This is a genomic window from Nostoc sp. GT001, assembly GCF_030382115.1.
In the GTDB taxonomy this organism is placed as follows: Bacteria; Cyanobacteriota; Cyanobacteriia; order Cyanobacteriales; family Nostocaceae; genus Nostoc.
The window spans coordinates 7,227,873-7,244,531 of record NZ_JAUDRJ010000003.1 but is presented as its reverse complement, the minus strand read 5'-3'; the positions used below and the strand labels follow the sequence as shown (position 1 = coordinate 7,244,531).

14 protein-coding genes are annotated in these 16,659 nt (G+C 42.0%); 6 read left to right on the top strand and 8 right to left on the bottom strand.

What is annotated here, in order from left to right; translation table 11 throughout:
- Nucleotides 1–29 precede the first annotated feature (29 nt).
- From QUD05_RS34230 to QUD05_RS34225, 3 genes are all read right to left on the bottom strand, one after another.
- The gene (locus QUD05_RS34230; RefSeq protein WP_354666193.1) at nt 30–113 is read right to left on the bottom strand and encodes a chaplin family protein; all 84 of its coding nucleotides are present in this window, start codon (nt 111–113) and stop codon (nt 30–32) included.
- A gap of 12 nt (nt 114–125) precedes the next feature.
- Nucleotides 126–356: a bacteriocin gene (locus QUD05_RS33605; protein ID WP_289799827.1), complete on the bottom strand. Its 231-nt coding sequence runs from the start codon at nt 354–356 to the stop codon at nt 126–128.
- A gap of 143 nt (nt 357–499) precedes the next feature.
- Nucleotides 500–772, bottom strand: a complete 273-nt coding sequence (locus QUD05_RS34225) for a chaplin (RefSeq protein WP_354666168.1) — start codon at nt 770–772, stop codon at nt 500–502.
- A gap of 659 nt (nt 773–1,431) precedes the next feature.
- Here QUD05_RS34225 and QUD05_RS33595 point away from each other — a divergent pair.
- Entirely contained in the window at nt 1,432–1,815 is a 384-nt protein-coding gene (locus QUD05_RS33595) for a hypothetical protein (RefSeq protein ID WP_289799826.1), read from the top strand.
- A gap of 171 nt (nt 1,816–1,986) precedes the next feature.
- Here the strand turns inward: QUD05_RS33595 and QUD05_RS33590 are convergent, their stop codons facing one another.
- Nucleotides 1,987–2,265 (bottom strand): hypothetical protein, encoded by a 279-nt coding sequence (locus tag QUD05_RS33590; RefSeq protein WP_289800137.1) that lies wholly within the window; start codon nt 2,263–2,265, stop codon nt 1,987–1,989.
- A gap of 289 nt (nt 2,266–2,554) precedes the next feature.
- Here QUD05_RS33590 and QUD05_RS33585 point away from each other — a divergent pair, with 289 nt between their 5' ends.
- From QUD05_RS33585 to urtD, 5 genes are all read left to right on the top strand, one after another.
- Nucleotides 2,555–3,694, top strand: a complete 1,140-nt coding sequence (locus tag QUD05_RS33585) for an NAD(P)/FAD-dependent oxidoreductase (RefSeq protein WP_289799825.1) — start codon at nt 2,555–2,557, stop codon at nt 3,692–3,694.
- Between the two features lie 310 nt (nt 3,695–4,004).
- Complete coding sequence (gene urtA / locus QUD05_RS33580) at nt 4,005–5,321, top strand: urea ABC transporter substrate-binding protein (RefSeq protein ID WP_289799824.1); 1,317 nt, start codon at nt 4,005–4,007, stop codon at nt 5,319–5,321.
- 181 nt (nt 5,322–5,502) lie between these two features.
- The gene (urtB, locus tag QUD05_RS33575; RefSeq protein WP_289799823.1) at nt 5,503–6,663 is read left to right on the top strand and encodes an urea ABC transporter permease subunit UrtB; all 1,161 of its coding nucleotides are present in this window, start codon (nt 5,503–5,505) and stop codon (nt 6,661–6,663) included.
- Between the two features lie 27 nt (nt 6,664–6,690).
- Complete coding sequence (gene urtC, locus QUD05_RS33570) at nt 6,691–7,812, top strand: urea ABC transporter permease subunit UrtC (protein WP_289799822.1); 1,122 nt, start codon at nt 6,691–6,693, stop codon at nt 7,810–7,812.
- Nucleotides 7,787–8,533: an urea ABC transporter ATP-binding protein UrtD gene (gene urtD / locus QUD05_RS33565; RefSeq protein ID WP_289799821.1), complete on the top strand. Its 747-nt coding sequence runs from the start codon at nt 7,787–7,789 to the stop codon at nt 8,531–8,533. Before urtC ends, urtD begins: the two co-directional genes overlap by 26 nt.
- 227 nt (nt 8,534–8,760) lie before the next feature.
- Here urtD and QUD05_RS33560 read toward each other — a convergent pair whose 3' ends face one another.
- The 4 genes from QUD05_RS33560 to QUD05_RS33545 all read right to left on the bottom strand — a co-directional run bounded on the left by QUD05_RS33560 (nt 8,761) and on the right by QUD05_RS33545 (nt 16,646).
- Entirely contained in the window at nt 8,761–11,424 is a 2,664-nt protein-coding gene (locus QUD05_RS33560; protein WP_289799820.1) for a CHAT domain-containing protein, read from the bottom strand.
- Between the two features lie 30 nt (nt 11,425–11,454).
- A complete protein-coding gene (locus QUD05_RS33555) occupies nt 11,455–12,273 on the bottom strand; it encodes an S-layer family protein (RefSeq protein ID WP_289799819.1) in 819 nt (272 codons plus the stop codon).
- Between the two features lie 10 nt (nt 12,274–12,283).
- Nucleotides 12,284–14,650 (bottom strand): two-partner secretion domain-containing protein, encoded by a 2,367-nt coding sequence (locus QUD05_RS33550; protein ID WP_289799818.1) that lies wholly within the window; start codon nt 14,648–14,650, stop codon nt 12,284–12,286.
- A gap of 493 nt (nt 14,651–15,143) precedes the next feature.
- Nucleotides 15,144–16,646: a beta-barrel domain-containing protein gene (locus tag QUD05_RS33545; protein ID WP_289799817.1), complete on the bottom strand. Its 1,503-nt coding sequence runs from the start codon at nt 16,644–16,646 to the stop codon at nt 15,144–15,146.
- Between the last annotated feature and the right edge of the window lie 13 nt (nt 16,647–16,659).

The following is a 16,659-nucleotide window of genomic DNA, read 5'->3' as shown; positions in this document are numbered from 1 at the left end:
AATCGTAATAGTCAATAGAGCGCAAATCATTACGCATCTACACAAGTATTCCCGAAAGCTGGGTTAAGTAGAGCAATTATATTGATACTCTTACCATAAACTGGTATGTACATTTTTCAAGCGGATTATTCACATACTATTAATTTAGTGCAACCCATCAAGCTCTTCGCAGCCAAACATGCAAGGGTGTCCTGTACACATTTGGCAGATATAGATCCGTCTACTTCGACCTTAAAACCTCCCACTACTGCCATTAATTCTGCATCGCTCAATTCTTCAAACAATTCTAAATCCTGTTGAATGAGTGTAGGCGTTTGTTTTGTTGCTTGTTTCTTTGTTGAAAATATTTTTAACATGATGATTTGACTCTTTTTGGTTGTTTTTAAACTGTCTAATTGAATGTGTTATGGCTCTCTTGTATGAAGTATCAAAAAATTGAATACATAATGCTGGCGATCGCTATTTCATCGTAATAGCCAATAGAGTGCAAATGGTTACTTTATTTACAAGTATTGCCGAAAGCTGGGTTAAGTAGAGCAATTACATTGACACTATCAACACAAACGTTAACGGGTACATGAACGGGTACTTGAACAAGGTTTCCCGAAAGAACTCCAGGACTACCAACAGCAGCACCATCTGCACTTGAATCTCCGCCAACTATAGCTAATAAATCAGCATCATCTAGTTCTTCAAACAATTCCAAATCCTGTTGAATGAGTGTAGGCGTTTGTTTTGTTGCTTGTTTCTTTGTTGAAAATATTTTTAACATGATGGTTTGACTCTTTTTGGTTGTTTTTAAACTGTCTAATTGAATGTGTTATGGCTCTCTTGTATGAAGTATCAAAAAATTGAATACATCATGCTGGCGATCGCTATCTATTTGAAATCGCTACTTTGCCTGTGTATTTGCTGGTTACTTGTTATATCTATGTAGTCTACAACGTAATAACATGATTAGCAGTAACTTATGTAAAACATCCTACTTTTCCCACTTTTCCTACTTTGTCTTATTTATAAACTTTAAATAACTAGTATAATATCGCACAAAAAAATGTTATAGCCATAGTCACATCTGTTTCGCGTACCCTGGATCAAATTCCGCTTTCACGTTTGAGTGTTTCGCGCACTCTGGATCGAATTCCGCCTTGACGTTTGAGTGTTTTGCGCACTCTGTATCAAATTCCGCCTTCCCTGGATCGAATTCCGCCTTGACGTTTGAGTGTTTCGCGCACTCTGGATCAAATTCCGCCTTCACGTTTGAGTGTTTCGCGCAGTCTGGATCAACTTCTGCCTTCACGTTATCAGAAGTCGCTGGAAATTACTTAAATTTTAGGTTTTTAAATAAAAACCAATAATTTTACGTATGACAACTTTTGAAACAATTGTCCATTATAGAGTTATGGTAAATTTGAAAAATAAGTAACAATTATGGCAAGACCAAAACGAAATTCACGTATTCTTGGTAAAGCTGAAACACGTCTAGCAAGCGTTAAATCTATCAATTCAAGTCTAGATGTCGGAGAGGGATTGTCAGTCAAAGACTATACTGGAAAAATCGAAAGTCTGCGACAATCTCTAGAAGCATACAATACTACCCTCTCCACTATTGATGTCTTGCTAACCCAGATCCTTGAAAATGAGCAAGATTTAGCAGATTATTCTGAGCAAATTTTGCGTGGTATTGCTTATAAATTTGGTAAGAATAGCTATGAATATCAGATGGCTGGAGGTATTCGTAAAAGCGATCGCAAGCGTAATGTGCGTAAAAACGTGGTTTCTGCTGTCGGTGAACCTGCCCCTACTGCTTTGTAAAGGATTACCAAGAAATAAATTATCCACTCTTGTGGGGTGGACATCTTGTCCGCCCTATGAACTGGGCGGGCGAGACGCCCACCCCACAATAAAAGTTGTATATTTTTTTATTTATCAGTCCCTAAATCAAATAGAAAAAAGACGTTGCATTGCAACGTCTCTACATTTAGGTTAGTGGATAAGAATCTGGCGGATTAAAATGCTCATTACCTTATCTGGGTTCTCGGTGGGTACTAGTGGACTCCAGTCCCCAACGCTGGCATAACCAATTACTTGTAAATAGTGGATGGTGCTGGTAACGGCTTTGGCAGAACCAATCAATGTATGTTTAATCGGTTCTCGCCGGGGTAATGGTTGTCCGGTTGGTTGATGGCTGGTGGATGTATCGAAATTTTCCCCAGACAAAAACTGTTTTAACTTGGACTGGGCAGATTTTGGTAATTGTGACATGATGATATTCATACTCCGATATTGGGGTTTATATAAAGGCGATCGCTGTCTTCTTTGCGGGATATGGCGATCGTCTTTATCGATTTTGGGGTTTAGATAAAGGTTTTCAAGGTAGACGAAGTTTAACTGAGTACAAATTATTGTTNNNGGGACTTCCAAATAAAAAACATACAATTTTTCTTGTGGGGTGGACATCTTGTCCGCCCCAAGCCTTGGGCGGGCGAGACGCCCACCCCACAAGATTGGATAATTTATTTCTTTACCTTGACCTATTTATAATTTGCAAAATATGAAAACCTACGACTGGATTGTGGTTGGTGGTGGAATTACGGGTGCTACACTCTCTTACGAACTAGCGAGGAAAGGTTTTGCTGTACTTTTGCTAGAACAAGATGTTACACCACAAAATGCAACTCGCTATAGTTATGGTGGGCTTGCCTATTGGTCGGGTACTACACCACTAACTCGGATATTGTGCGAAGAAGCGATCGCACGTTACCATATCTTATCTCAAGAGTTAGACGCTGATATTCAATTTCGGGAATTAGATTTATTACTGACTATTTCGACCGATAACGACCCAGAAACAACTGCGGCATTATACAATGATTGTGCCATTCCACCCAGTTTACTCAGTATTCAAGAAGCTTGTGAGTTGGAACCACAGCTAAATCGAGAGGCGATATCTGGGGCTTTAACTGTCAAACACGGTCATATTCACCCAGAAAAAACATCACTTGCTTACATCCAAGCTTTTGAACGGGCTGGGGGTGAAATCCACATTACTCAAGTATTGCAAGTATTGCAACATGGTGTCCAAACCACCACTGCAACTTTCCACAGCGCTAACGTTGTCGTTTGTGCGGGTGGACTCAGCCGCCAGCTTCTCAAATCTGCTGGTGTTTCCATCAAGCTGTATTTTACCCACGAAGAAATCATTGAAACCCCAGCCGTTGATGTCAGGTTACGCACCTTAGTTATGCCAGCTAACCAGCAACGGTTTCGACTAGAAGCTGAATCTACTCAAGTTGATGAATTATGGGATGAACTTGGTAATGAGTTAGTACCACCGATTTTAGATGTGGGTGCGATTCAGTTTCAAGATGGTAGTATTCGCATTGGGCAGATTAGCCGTGCGATCGCAGATCCTCAAGCCAAGGTAAACTCAGACGTAAGCGAAAAATGGTTGCGAAAAGGTGTTGGTCAAATTTTACCAGCATTAGAGCATTTACCAGGGACTTGGTATCACTGCTTAGTGGCATTTAGTAGCAATCAACTTCCCTTAATTGGTGCTATTCCAGGATTGGAAGGGGTTCATGTTTTCTCTGGGTTTAGTAATCCCCTAGTACTGATACCACCTTTGGCAAAGCGCTTTGCTAATTTTGCAACTGGCCAGGAAGATGAAATTATTACACAAATGCTCATCTAAAAGCCCGCAGCGAAAAACACAAATCTTACTGATGCTGATACATGAGGTACAGTCAAACTTTGGGGTTAAAGGTTTTTTCTCCCCCTTTTCCCTTTAACCGAAGCGTATTGATAGATACGAGAATCTTTATCTTTATAAAGTTCACAAAGCTTAATCTTGAAAAGTTTATTTTTTATTACAAAACCAAACCTTTTTGTATAAGTCGTCACTTTTTGCTAGTAAACTATCGCACTAATATCACACTTTAAAGATTGATATTGTCAGCTTTCTATAAGTTGGCTGATTCATCAACAGGGAAATTCATAAAAAGATGAGAAGACAATTTAACCGACGCAAGTTTATAATCTACGGTTCTTTAACTTTTGGAAGCAGNCTTTTTTTAAAAGCTTGCGCGAATAATTCTCCAACTGCAACAGAGAGTCCAGCTGCGACTCCTACGGCTTCACCAGCAGTAGCCGCCGCTGGTGACACTATCAAAGTCGGTATTTTGCACTCTCTGAGTGGTACGATGTCTATTAGTGAAAAAAGCGTTGTTGATGCTGAAAAGTTAGCAATCAAAGAAATTAACGCTTTAGGTGGTGTTTTAGGTAAGCAAATTGAAGCAATTACCGAAGATGGTGCTTCTAACTGGGATACTTTTAGAGAAAAAGCAACTAAGCTAATCGATCAAGATAAAGTCGCTGTAGTCTTTGGTTGTTGGACTTCTGCTAGCCGCAAGAATGTTAAGCCAGTATTCGAGAGCAAAAACCACATGCTCTGGTATCCTGTACAATACGAAGGTCAAGAGTGTTCTAAAAACATTTTCTACACTGGCGCGGCGCCAAATCAACAAATTGAACCATCTGTTGATTGGCTGTTAAAAAATAAGGGCAAAGAATTCTTCTTAGTTGGCTCTGACTACGTTTTTCCCCGGACAGCTAATACCATCATTAAAGCTCAATTAGAAGCTTTAGGCGGAAAAACAGTTGGTGAGGATTATTTACCTCTTGGTAACACAGAAGTTACACCAATTATCACTAAAATCAAGCAAAATTTGCCCAATGGTGGCGTGATTTACAACACCTTAAATGGTGATAGCAACGTTGCGTTCTTCAAACAATTAAAAGGGGCTGGATTGACACCAGATAAATATCCCTCTATGTCTGTAAGTATTGCCGAAGAAGAAGTGAAAGCAATTGGTGTAGAGTATCTCAAAGGTCATTATGCAGCTTGGAACTATTTCCAAACAGTAGACACGCCTGCTAATAAGAAGTTTGTGGCAGCTTTCAAAAAAGAATACGGTGAAAATCGGGTGACAAATGACCCAATGGAAGCAGCATACATTGCAGTTTATTTGTGGAAACAAGCAGTCCAAAAAGCTGGTACTACAGATATAGCTAAGGTAAGCGCTGCGGCTTATGGTCAAACTCTAGATGCACCTGAAGGTAAAGTGACAATGGATGCCAATCATCACATATCCAAAATTGTGCGGATTGGTCAAGTTAGGCAAGATGGTTTATTTGATATTGTCTATGCTACTCCAACAGCAGTTGAGCCAGTTCCTTGGAATCAATTTGTGAAAGAAACTAAGGGATTTGCTTGTGATTGGAGTGACCCTGCTAAAGGTGGTAAGTACAAGAAAGCCTAAATAATTCGTAATTCGTAATTCGTAATTAATTACAAATTACGAATTAGTCAATTTTTTTTCATTTCCAGGTTCTTCCGCTTCTATAGGAGGCTCCACCTCCTAATAGGCATTTCCAGTCTGAGACTGGGAACGAGGCACACGAGACACTAACTAATCGCTGATAGCTGTTATGGAGAAATAAGTGTTAGCAGGATTTTTAGAAGCTGTATTTAATGGTATTAGTATTGGCGCTGTATTATTGATTGCCGCGTTGGGACTAGCCATTATATTTGGATTGATGGGTGTCATCAATATGGCGCATGGTGAATTGATGATGTTCGGCGCTTATACAACTTATGTTGTCCAAAATGTATGTAAGCAATTGGGTGGGGTGTGGTTTGAAGTCTATATATTTTTGGCTTTGATTATCGCGTTTATATTCACGGCTGCTGTGGGATTAATTCTAGAAAAAGGCGTGATTCGTTATCTCTATGGACGCCCATTAGAAACTCTATTGGCAACTTGGGGAGTAAGTTTAATTTTTCAGCAGTTTGTTCGCAGTGTGAATTGGGTATTGATAATTGGTCTAGGCTTATTTTCTCTGCTGTTTTTTGGAGGTTTATGGATTTTAAATTCTCGCACAGATTTGGGAAGGGTTCGTAACTGGATTGTGGCGGTGATATTTTTATTATCGCTGGGGGTAACAATTACAACGGGCAATTTATTGAGTCAAACTTATCAGTTAGCAGTAACTCAACCTTGGTTTGGCGCTCAAAATGTGGATGTTACAGCACCGACTTGGTTACAAGCCGGGATATCTTTAGGTGGTGTGCAATTGCCTTTTGCCAGATTATTTATTATTGCTTTAACAATAATCTGTGTGGCGGGAATTTACTTATTTTTACAACGTTCTAGCTGGGGTTTAAGAATTCGGGCGGTGACGCAAAACCGGAGTATGAGTGCTTGTTTGGGTATCCCAACTCAAAAGGTAGATGCGATTACTTTTGCACTGGGTTCGGGTTTAGCTGGTGTGGCGGGATGTGCGATTAGTTTGCTTGGTTCTGTAGGGCCAAATACCGGACAAAACTATATTATTGATACTTTTATGGTGGTTGTCGTTGGAGGTGTGGGCAATTTAGCCGGGACGATTGTGGCTGCTTTGGGTATTGGTACGGCTAATTTTTTAATTGGTTCTGGAACTCTGGCTTTGTTGTTGACTCCTGTTAAACCTTTGGCTGATTTGTTTACTTTTTTTGCGACGACGAGTATGGCTAAGGTGATGGTATTTGCGCTGATTATTGTGTTTTTGCAGTGGAAGCCTGGGGGGATTTTTCCGCAGAAGGGACGTACTGTTGATGTTTAAACCGCAGAGACGCAGAGGACGCAGAGAATGAGGAAGAGGAGGGGAGGAGGGTTATTAATTGAGGTGGGGGTGACGATCGCGATCGCACTCTTCCTTATAATTGTTATGCCAGTGGTGCTGTCGGAGTTTCGCCTGAATTTGTTGGGGCGATTTCTGTCGCTGGCAATTGTGGCTTTGGGTATCGATTTGATTTGGGGGTATACTGGTTTATTGAGTTTGGGACATGGTATTTTCTTTGGTTTGGGTGGATATGCGATCGCAATGTACCTGAAGCTGCAAGTTCCTACTGGAGAATTGCCTGATTTCATGGGACTTTATGGAGTTACGGAACTTCCCGCCTTTTGGCAACCTTTTTATTCTTTTCCTTTGACAATAGCTTTGGTGGTACTAATTCCAGGGTTATTGGCGGGATTGTTGGGATATTTGGTTTTCCGAAATCGTCTCAAGGGAGTTTATTTTTCCATCTTGACTCAAGCCGGAACTATTGTATTTTTCAACTTCTTTAACGGTCAACAACAATTTTTCAACGGCACGAATGGACTGATAGATTTTACAACTTTGTTTGGCGCAACAGTTAGCGATGCCAAAACACAGTTTGTTTTCTACACGCTGACGGTAATATTTCTCGCAATCACCTACGGTATTTGTCGCTGGTTGACAACTGGACGCTTTGGGAGGTTGTTGATAGCGATTCGGGATGATGAAAGTCGGGTAAGATTTTCTGGCTACGACCCTACAGATTTTAAGGTGTTGGTGTTTGCAGTTTCCGGTGCGATCGCAGGTGTAGCAGGAGCATTCTACACCATTCAGAGTGGTTCTGTATCACCTAGAGCAATGGATATTGCCTTTTCCATTGAAATGGTGATTTGGGTAGCAGTAGGCGGACGCGCTACTTTAATTGGCGCGATTGTGGGAACTTTGTTAGTAAATTATGCCCGCACTTTTTTAAGCGAACAATTTGCCGAAATCTGGCTATTTTTCCAAGGCGCACTATTTTTGATAGTTGTCACAGTCCTTCCTGACGGCATCGTGGGATGGTTGCGTAGTCAGAATATTTCTCTTTTCAACCGTCGTCAAGAAATTGCTACATATCCCACCTTGGAAGAAGACCCGGAAGTGCAACATGAACGCGAAAATATTGGAAACTGAAAATGTAACTGTTAGTTTTGACGGTTTTAAGGCTTTAAACCAGCTTAACTTTAGTATGGATGTAGGTGAATTACGGGTAGTAATTGGCCCCAATGGTGCGGGAAAGACAACGTTTCTGGATGTAATTACCGGGAAAGTTCAGCCAACCGTGGGGCGAGTTTTATTCAAAGGAAGAAATCTGCGTTCTTTACCTGAATATAAAATTGCCCGATTGGGAATTGGGCGCAAGTTCCAAACACCCCGAATTTACCTGAATTTAACGCCCCGTGAAAATTTAGAAATTACCAGTAACAAGAAGAAAAATGTCTTTTCTACTTTGTTTGAACGTTCTCATGCTGTGGAAAAGAATCATATTAAAGGATTATTAGAAACTATCGGATTAACGCCAAAAGCCGATATCAAAGCAGCTTTACTTTCTCACGGAGAAAAGCAACGTTTAGAAATTGGGATGTTAGTAGCACAGTCTCCAGATTTATTACTTGTTGATGAACCCGTTGCTGGTTTAACAGATGAAGAAACCTACAACATTGGCGAATTACTTTTAGCACTAGCGCAGAGTCATTCAATTTTAGTAATTGAACATGATATGGAATTTGTGCGTCAAATTGCCAAGAAAGTAACGGTGTTACATGAAGGTTCGGTGTTGTGCGAAGGAAATTTTGAAGAAGTGCAAAATGATTCTCGTGTAATTGAAGTATATCTGGGAAAACAGGAAGAATGAAAAACTCAATTGCACTTTCTATTCGCCTAGTAATTCTGGTCGGTTTGCGCTGTTATATAGGAATCATATCATGTCCGCATAATTAGTTATGATTTCCACAGTCATTGCACCCCACCCCTTAATCCCCTCCCCGCAAGCGGGGAGGGGAGACAAAGCGCAGCTTTGGCGGGGTGGGGTTCTTGGGGTTTAGTAAGTAATCAAGCCGACATGATATCATATAGAATTTATCAAAGCCAGTTACCAACTAAAACATAAGGTGCCCAGTAGCCAGGACGACTGTAATTGGGATAATCTTTTAACAACTTTACTTGGGCACGACGCAAGGCTTCAGCCTTTGTCACCTGATTTTTAACTAACTCACGATAAAATTCACCAATTAAGATCGCAGTAGATTTATCACTGATATGCCATAGTGAGGCTAAGGTACTACGGGCACCGGCTTTCACGGATGCTCCCGCTAGCCCTAGCGTGGCGCGATTGTCACCAGTAGCGGTTTGGCAAGCACTTAACACCAGCATTTCCAAGGCTTCTGAGCGAGTTTGATCCCGACGGCGCAGCAAGCTATCAAATTGCGTAACGTTAATCGGCCCATCGTTTGCAAGTATAAAAGTATTCTCAACATTAGAGCTAAATTGACCGTGAGTTGCCAAATGTAACACATTAAATGGTACAGTATTTACCTTACTCTCTAGGTTTTTGCTGTTGAAGTCTCGATCTAGTAACTGGGTGGTAGAGGCGATCGCTTGGGAAATAGAGTCGAATTCTGATTTAATTTCTGGTAGTGGTGGAAATCGCTGTTGAAAGCCTTGTGGTGGTTGCACTAACCCAGCAGCTAGAACATTGAGTTTTGTTTGTGTTAAGGGTTTGAGTGCGAGTAACTGGAGTCCTAAGCTGAGTGTTACAGCGTATTTTTCTACCAGATATTGCTGACCGTCATACAATATAGCCATTGGCACATTTCGCAATATGCCATCAAGTACGAATACAAGGGTTTTGACTCCACTAGCTTTTAAATCTGACTCAATTTCTTTGATTAACCACCCATAGACTTCTTGTGATAACGCTTGCACTTCCTCATTCCGATCGGGTTCTAATAGATACTCTCTGAGTTGTTTTATAGTACCTTCTACCTCATTCTGGGACTTATTGACTGTATAACTACGCAGTGGTTGTTTAGGAATTTTGACAATTACTTGCAGTTGATCAGGCAGAATAATTGGATAAATAATTGCGGCTGTGGGATTATCTTTATCTACCACTGTGTCAAGCAAAACAGTTTTGGCATTAATGCAAGCTTCCCGGAAAAAGTCGTCTAATTCCGCTAGTTGCAGTGCTTCAATTCTCTGTCTAGCTTTGTCTAGGATTGGTTCGCTGGGATGAGTTTGCTGAAACTGCAACAATAATTCTACGGACTCTCGATATACAGGTTCTACACTTTCTTTAAAAGAAAACTGGATATCTCGATTCACAACTACTAAGTCACTACGGAGAGTCTGCAACTCACCGATCGCAGTATCATAGCTGGCAATAGCACCCTCAATCTCTTCCTGCTGTTTTAACAAGCGTCCTAACTGCCAATGCCAACGATAAGCGATATCTGGGGCGTTGATTGTTTCGGCTATGTTCAGTGCCTGTTGGGTGAGGTTCTGGGCTATTGACCATTGTTTAGTTTGTTCGTATACACTACCTAGAGTCCCAAGGGCAAAGCTCTCGGCTCGTTTATCTGCTAAATTTTGAGCTTGTTGCAGGGCCCTCGCGCAGATTTGAGCGATCGCTTGGGGTGTAGTCCCGAATTTTATCAAGCTTTGAGCTAGATTAATCTGCGCATAAATAGTTGTCACAGAAGCAGGTAGTTGTGTCAGTTGAGTTTGGATTTGCGGCAATAATGTCTGCACGGCGGCTGTTTGTCCCGTGTTCACTAGTAAGTTCAACTGATTAACTTGAGCCTGAACTTTACTAATCGGGTTAGGAGCGATCGCAGCAGCTTGCTGATAGAACTCTATTGCACCCTTAAAATCTTGCTGTACTTGTGCCGTGTTGCCTAAACTGAATAAAGCCGCGCTCACATCCTGGGGAGAATTCAATTTTTGGGCAATTGACAAACTTTGCTGTAATACCTGACGGGATTGATTCAAATCTCCGGCTAATTGCAGAGCATTCCCGAAAGACCGTAATTCTACTGCTTTACTGATTGAATTAGGTTTTGATTGTAACTCCTGCTGCAATTGAGTCAAGATTGTCAAACCCCGACGGTAAAATCCCAAAACTTGCCATGCTTGTGCTTGATTGATGCGATCGCGGATCATGCCATTGCGATCGCCTAATTGCTTATAGCTGGCTTCCGCACGTTGCCAGGTGTTAAGCGCCTGTTCAGCTTGTCCCAAGTCTAGTTGAATACTACCTTGAATATCTAGAATTGGAGCCAAAACCTGAAGATTTTGAGAATTAGAGGATTTTTCGAGCAACTTCAAGCTATCTGTAATTGCCTGTTGCGCGGGTGGCAAATTACCCAGTTTTTGATATGCCAACGCCAAATTACTTAATGCCACAGCTTGCTGCAATTCATTGCCTTGGCTGCCAAAACTTTTAACTGCTTGTTGCAAAACTCTAGCCGCTTCTGCAAATTTTCCTGCCTCATACAGCACTTTCCCCTGTTGCAGCAGGTCTTGTGTTTGTGCGGGAGAATTTTTAATTGACACTCCAAGAGTTACGATATTTTGCGTATCTATAGTTGCAGCAACAGGAAAAGCAGTAACGTACAAAAAAGCTGTCACCAGAACCAAGAGGATGAAAACAGGCAACTTATGGTTTTTAAAGGGACGAATCAACCACCTGTTGCATTTGTTATATATCTGTTGCCACTGATTGTTTTTATGACTCTTGGGTTTCATAAAAATTCCTCCCCCAATTGGGGTAACGAATTATTGACTACAAGACATAGCAGAGGGAATAGAAGAACTTTGCCCAGATTGAGCCACAAGCATAATATCACCCTTAGCATCAACAATCCATCCTTGAGCCTCCACAATCGGCTCGGTAGATTTGGTCATAGTTGCAGTAGATAATTTCTCCGTGACTCTGGCTGTTGCTTGTGCGGGCAAATCTACCCAACCAGTAATCACTGCTCGTCCTCGCAACGGTTCATTAGGACTTTGGGGTAATCCACCGCGTCCGGTAGCGATAAAACGACTAGCATTTTGTCCTCTTCTGGGAGTGCAACCTTGGGCAATTTGTTGAGATGCATCCACGAGGTTGGAAGGTAGTTGAGTTAAGCCGCGACTAGGGTCAGTATCTGGACTGTTGATAGTTACTTCCCCGCTCACCCCCAATTCTGAACTCGCTGTAATGTCACTGTTTTCGGTTAGGCGTTTTTGCGGCAGAATACCGAAAATACCGTTTGTTGTAATGTCAACTCTACCACCAGTTCCAGTGAAAGCGTTAGCGCTAATATCGCTATTTTCTTTAGGAACGGCGACAATGAAAGGGCTATTAATGATGAGATTACCGCCATTGCCACCGAATTCGCTACTGCCAGCAGTGGTAGAAATTTGACTATGATTGCGTAGTAATAATAAGTCTTGCAACTTCAGGGTAATATTACCACCATTCCCCACTCTGGTTATGGCGGCGATCGCTCCTTGATTATCCAGGCTCAGAGAACGAGCTTGGATCTCAAGGTCGCCTGCCGTACCCGCTCCGTTACTACTGACAGTGACTTCACCTCCATCCCGAACACTCATCTGTTCAGTTTCAATCTTTAAACTTCCCCCACGACTCAGTACCTTCTGGCTTCACCGCAGCGCTGATTTGGCTGTTAAAGTTACCATTTGGTGATTTTCCAACGACTTCTACAGATTTCGACGCATGAATTCGCAATCTACCTGCATTGCCCACTCCAGCAGTGCGAACTGATATTATTGCACCACCTCTCACACTCAAGCGATCGGTTTCAATTGTTAAATCACCACCGTTGCCTCTGGGTGGAATAACTGTTCTTTCATCTGCGTCTACTTCAATACCTGCATTGATCCCTGTAGCAAAGAGATTATCAACAGGTGTATCAAATATATCTACCTCAGAAGCCCGAATTGTGAGATTACCAGCGTCTCCTTGACCAAAAGTAGCGACTTGTACTCTGCCTCCATTACTTACACTCAAGCGTTTTGTCTCAATGGTCAAGTTGCCGCCGCGACCCTCACCTCTAGGGTTTACCTGAGCGAATAAGCCAGCAGGATTTTCAAGATTAGATGTAAACGATTTGATCTTTCCACTGATTTCCACTGACTCGGCAGCGTGAATAGTCAAATTTCCTGCAAACCCTTTACGGTAAACACTGCTTCCCACTTGACTATCAATGATATTCATCGTGACAGTTTCAATGTTTATATTGCCAGCATTCCCTTGTCCAAAAGTACTGGCAGATAGCTGTCCTTCTCGGACAATCAACTGATTGGTATTAATTGCCAAATCTCCCGCTGTTCCTGTACTTTGTGTTTGAGTCAACAAGCTGCTGGGAAAGGGAAATAGACTATTACTATTAGTAGCAAATCCTATCAGTTTAACTGATTGGGAGGCATTTACCGTCAAACTTCCTCCAGCCCCACTACCGCTAGTTCGAGCTGAAATCGCTGCTCCATCTTGGATTAACAATTGATTGGTGTTAATCGTAATCTTTCCTGCGGGCCCTGTGCCATAAGCGTTAGAACTTATTTTGCTAGGATACCATCTATTAGGAAACTGTGGCAGAATCGCAGTACCGACTAGCTGCACTGATTCGGCATTTACTGTTATATTCCCTCCAACCCCTTTACCTTCGTTATCAGTTGTGATTCCGGCTCCATTTTGGATGAGTAACTGTCTAGTGTTAATCGTGATGTCTCCGGCGTCTCCCACTCCATTAGATGCAGCAAACATACCAGTAGAGGCTAAATTGGGATTATCTGGAATACCAATTAGTTGCACTGATTCTGAGGCATTCACGGTCAAATTTCCTGCCACACCTGCATTCGTTGTACTAGATGAAATCTTTCCCCCTGCTAAGATTTGTAACTGTCTGGTGTTAATTGTCAGGTCTCCTGCATCTCCTGTCCCAAAAGTTTCAGCAAATAAACCGCTACGAATTCCAGTAGGTGATTCTCCAACGACTTGCACTGATTCGGAAGCATTTACACTCAATCCTTTTCCAGGTAATGCTCCTAAAGTGCTGGCTTCAATCTGGGAACCTCCATTGACGGTAACTCCTTTACCCCACACCTGAATAGCGCCGCCACCTTCACCACTGGTACTAACCAAGGCTTGATTACTGAGTGAGATATCGGCTTTAGCTAGATTATCAGGAACAATCAAACTCAAATTATTACCATCCACATTCAGTCCAACTGTCCCCTCACCTGCAATTCCTGCCAATTCCACTCGCCCACCCGGAGCATTCAATTTACCTTCGTTGATGGCAATTTCTCCACCCACTAATAGCAAACTCTGACTATCTGGTACTCGTAGACCAAAGATATTATCTCCTGCTGGTGCAATTGACCTGTTTTCAATTCTGCCAGCCTGAAGTTGATTGAATAGTAAAGCAGAAGGATTAATTGTTAGTAATGAAGAAGGAGTCTGAGGATTAGTTGCACTAAATTCCAACCCATTGCCAAACACAAAAGAATTCGCCGTAGTCCCTATAAAGGAACCCGCCACATCCAGGCGTGCATTATTCCCAAATAAAATACCATTGGGATTAATTAAAAACAAATTTGCACCACCATCCACTCCCAGAGTGCCGAGAATATTGGAGATATTACTTCCCGTCACCCGTGTGAGAATATTGGAGATTCCGGTGGGATTGGCAAAATAAACACGCTGCAACTCACCCACATTGAATTCCTGGAAACTATGGAACAGGTTTGCACCGCGAGTTGCTCCACCATCAATGCGGTCAGCCGGAAGTCCTTTAATATTGACATTAGGAGTGATTCTTGAAGAGTTATCACCTAATGTTCCATCAGGGGTAATCTGGGCTAAGGCGTGATTTTCAGAACAAAATATGCCGTGAGCAAGCACTCCAATAATGCCTAAAACTTCTAATAAATCTGAGTGCCAATTCCTATCTTTACAGGTTGTCATATCAGAACTAGCCTCGCTTGCTCATTTCCTACCTGTGAATATGCAATTTTCTTACGCCACAGCTTTGAGCCACATCTTCAAGGGTTTTCAGCTAGCCGTCCCGATCAATTTTTCTACAATTAATTTCAGCAGATATTTGAACTAGATGAAAGTAAAGTTTTTAAAACTTAAAATTAGGTAATAAACAATGGCTTTATGTAAATTCTTGGTGGTTGCCCGAATTCAATCAAAGACTGCCCGAATTTAGGGACTTCCAACTAAAAAAATATCCCATCGCTGTCTAGGCAGGGGAGCAGGGGGCAGGGGGAGAAAGAAAAATATTATCTGAGTAAATTGGATAATTTATTTTCTGGAAGTCCCTTAATATAGAAACTTATAGCAATCTTATTTGAGTTGTAAAAATTGTTGCTATGGTCATCCTTGGTCAGTTGTGATTACAAATGACTAATGACTAATGACATTAAGATTAGATAATGCTTACCAAAAGAAAAAGTTACAAATCACTAATCAACCTCGCCTTACGGAGAAAGAATTGCAGCACAGTTTCTTCACGGGAAATAATATCAACCCTACCCTCCATGCCCAATTGAATGTGACACTGGTTTTTCCCTTTACCTAAAACCAAAGTTTCTGGTTCAATTGTGACTTCATAAAAAGCACCGGGCGCAGTAGCTTTTGGGCTAGTAGTCCCATTCATCGATGTATTTGTGCCATTCTTTTGAGGAGCGATCGCATCTGGAGAAATTGTCTGTACAGTCCCATTCAGAGTACCATAATCTGGGTAAGGACAAGCGCTGACTCGCATTTGGACTTTTTGACCAATTTTTAACTTACTTTGATCTTCAGATGCCACGGCAGCTTTCAAAACTTGAGGTGCATCAGAGGGGACAATTTGCAATACTTCCTCGCCAGCCCGCACACTTTGACCTGGGTTTCGCAGATTGAGTTGGGAAATGATACCATCAGCGGTAGCTGCGATCGCAGTTTGAGCTAAATTTATTTTGGCTTGTTTGAGTTCGCTAGTATCACGCTCTAACTGCTTTTCAACTTCAATCCGTTGCTTAACTAAAGCTTGGCGTTCCTTCTCTAATGTTGCTTTGTTGCTTTCCCCTCCGGCTTTTTCTTGAGCAATTCGCTCAGTAGCAACAGTTACTGCTGCATTACTTGGATTTACGGCAACTTGGGCGCGTTGTCTTCTGGCAATCACAGCAGATACCGCTTGTTGTAACCGTTCAATTGTCTGTTTTTGTGCCTCCACTGCTGCTGCTTGCGCCTTTACCGCTTGCTCTTGCTGTCTTGCAGATAATTGTGCTTCTTCCAATTGATCCTGAGATAGCGCCCCTTGGTTGGCTACACTCTCATATCGCTTCTGTTTTGACTGGGCTACACCCAAAGCAGCTTCAGCAGCATGGAGATTTGCTTGTGTAGTTTTTAACTGTGCTTCCCCAGCCAGCAATTCTTTCTCAGCAATTTTGACGTTGGCATCAGCTTCTTGGAGTTCGGAAACAGTGGTCAGATTTTTATCTTGATATTCCCGACGGCGGCCGCTCAATTCCGCTTGGGCACCAGTAATAATCCGGTTGATGCGGTCGGTTTCGGCTTGAATCTGGCTATTCAGGGAACTAATCTGGGCATTAATTTGCACTAGTTGTAACTGAGATTGTTGAATACTAGTTTGCAATTGGCTCTTTTTCGTTTGCAGACGGGAGTCATCGATAGTTGCGATCGCATCTCCTTTTTTGATAAGCTGATTTTCTTTGACATAAATGTGCATAACCTGGCCTTCAGTCGCCGCTTGCACAATTCGCAATTCACCCGCCGGACGCACAACCGCCTGTGCTTGGACTGTAACCTTATACTTACAAATTGCAGCAAGTGGCCCAGCTAATCCGAGAACGCAGAGAATAAACATTCCGCCCCATGTTGTCCAACGAGTAATTGGTGGGAGGAATTCGTTTGTTTGAATTGGGGGGAGAAAATTTGTGTTGCTAACCATGATCTCTTACAAA

What these genes read in the sequence shown, in the direction of transcription:
- QUD05_RS34230 (WP_354666193.1), bottom strand. Translation starts at nt 113, where the DNA reads ATGTACATACCAGTTTATGGTAAGAGTATCAATATAATTGCTCTACTT.
- QUD05_RS33605 (WP_289799827.1), bottom strand. Translation starts at nt 356, where the DNA reads ATGTTAAAAATATTTTCAACAAAGAAACAAGCAACAAAACAAACGCCT.
- QUD05_RS34225 (WP_354666168.1), bottom strand. Translation starts at nt 772, where the DNA reads ATGTTAAAAATATTTTCAACAAAGAAACAAGCAACAAAACAAACGCCT.
- QUD05_RS33595 (WP_289799826.1), top strand. Translation starts at nt 1,432, where the DNA reads ATGGCAAGACCAAAACGAAATTCACGTATTCTTGGTAAAGCTGAAACA.
- QUD05_RS33590 (WP_289800137.1), bottom strand. Translation starts at nt 2,265, where the DNA reads ATGTCACAATTACCAAAATCTGCCCAGTCCAAGTTAAAACAGTTTTTG.
- QUD05_RS33585 (WP_289799825.1), top strand. Translation starts at nt 2,555, where the DNA reads ATGAAAACCTACGACTGGATTGTGGTTGGTGGTGGAATTACGGGTGCT.
- urtC (WP_289799822.1), top strand. Translation starts at nt 6,691, where the DNA reads ATGAGGAAGAGGAGGGGAGGAGGGTTATTAATTGAGGTGGGGGTGACG.
- urtD (WP_289799821.1), top strand. Translation starts at nt 7,787, where the DNA reads ATGAACGCGAAAATATTGGAAACTGAAAATGTAACTGTTAGTTTTGAC.
- QUD05_RS33560 (WP_289799820.1), bottom strand. Translation starts at nt 11,424, where the DNA reads ATGAAACCCAAGAGTCATAAAAACAATCAGTGGCAACAGATATATAAC.
- QUD05_RS33555 (WP_289799819.1), bottom strand. Translation starts at nt 12,273, where the DNA reads ATGAGTGTTCGGGATGGAGGTGAAGTCACTGTCAGTAGTAACGGAGCG.
- QUD05_RS33550 (WP_289799818.1), bottom strand. Translation starts at nt 14,650, where the DNA reads ATGACAACCTGTAAAGATAGGAATTGGCACTCAGATTTATTAGAAGTT.
- QUD05_RS33545 (WP_289799817.1), bottom strand. Translation starts at nt 16,646, where the DNA reads ATGGTTAGCAACACAAATTTTCTCCCCCCAATTCAAACAAACGAATTC.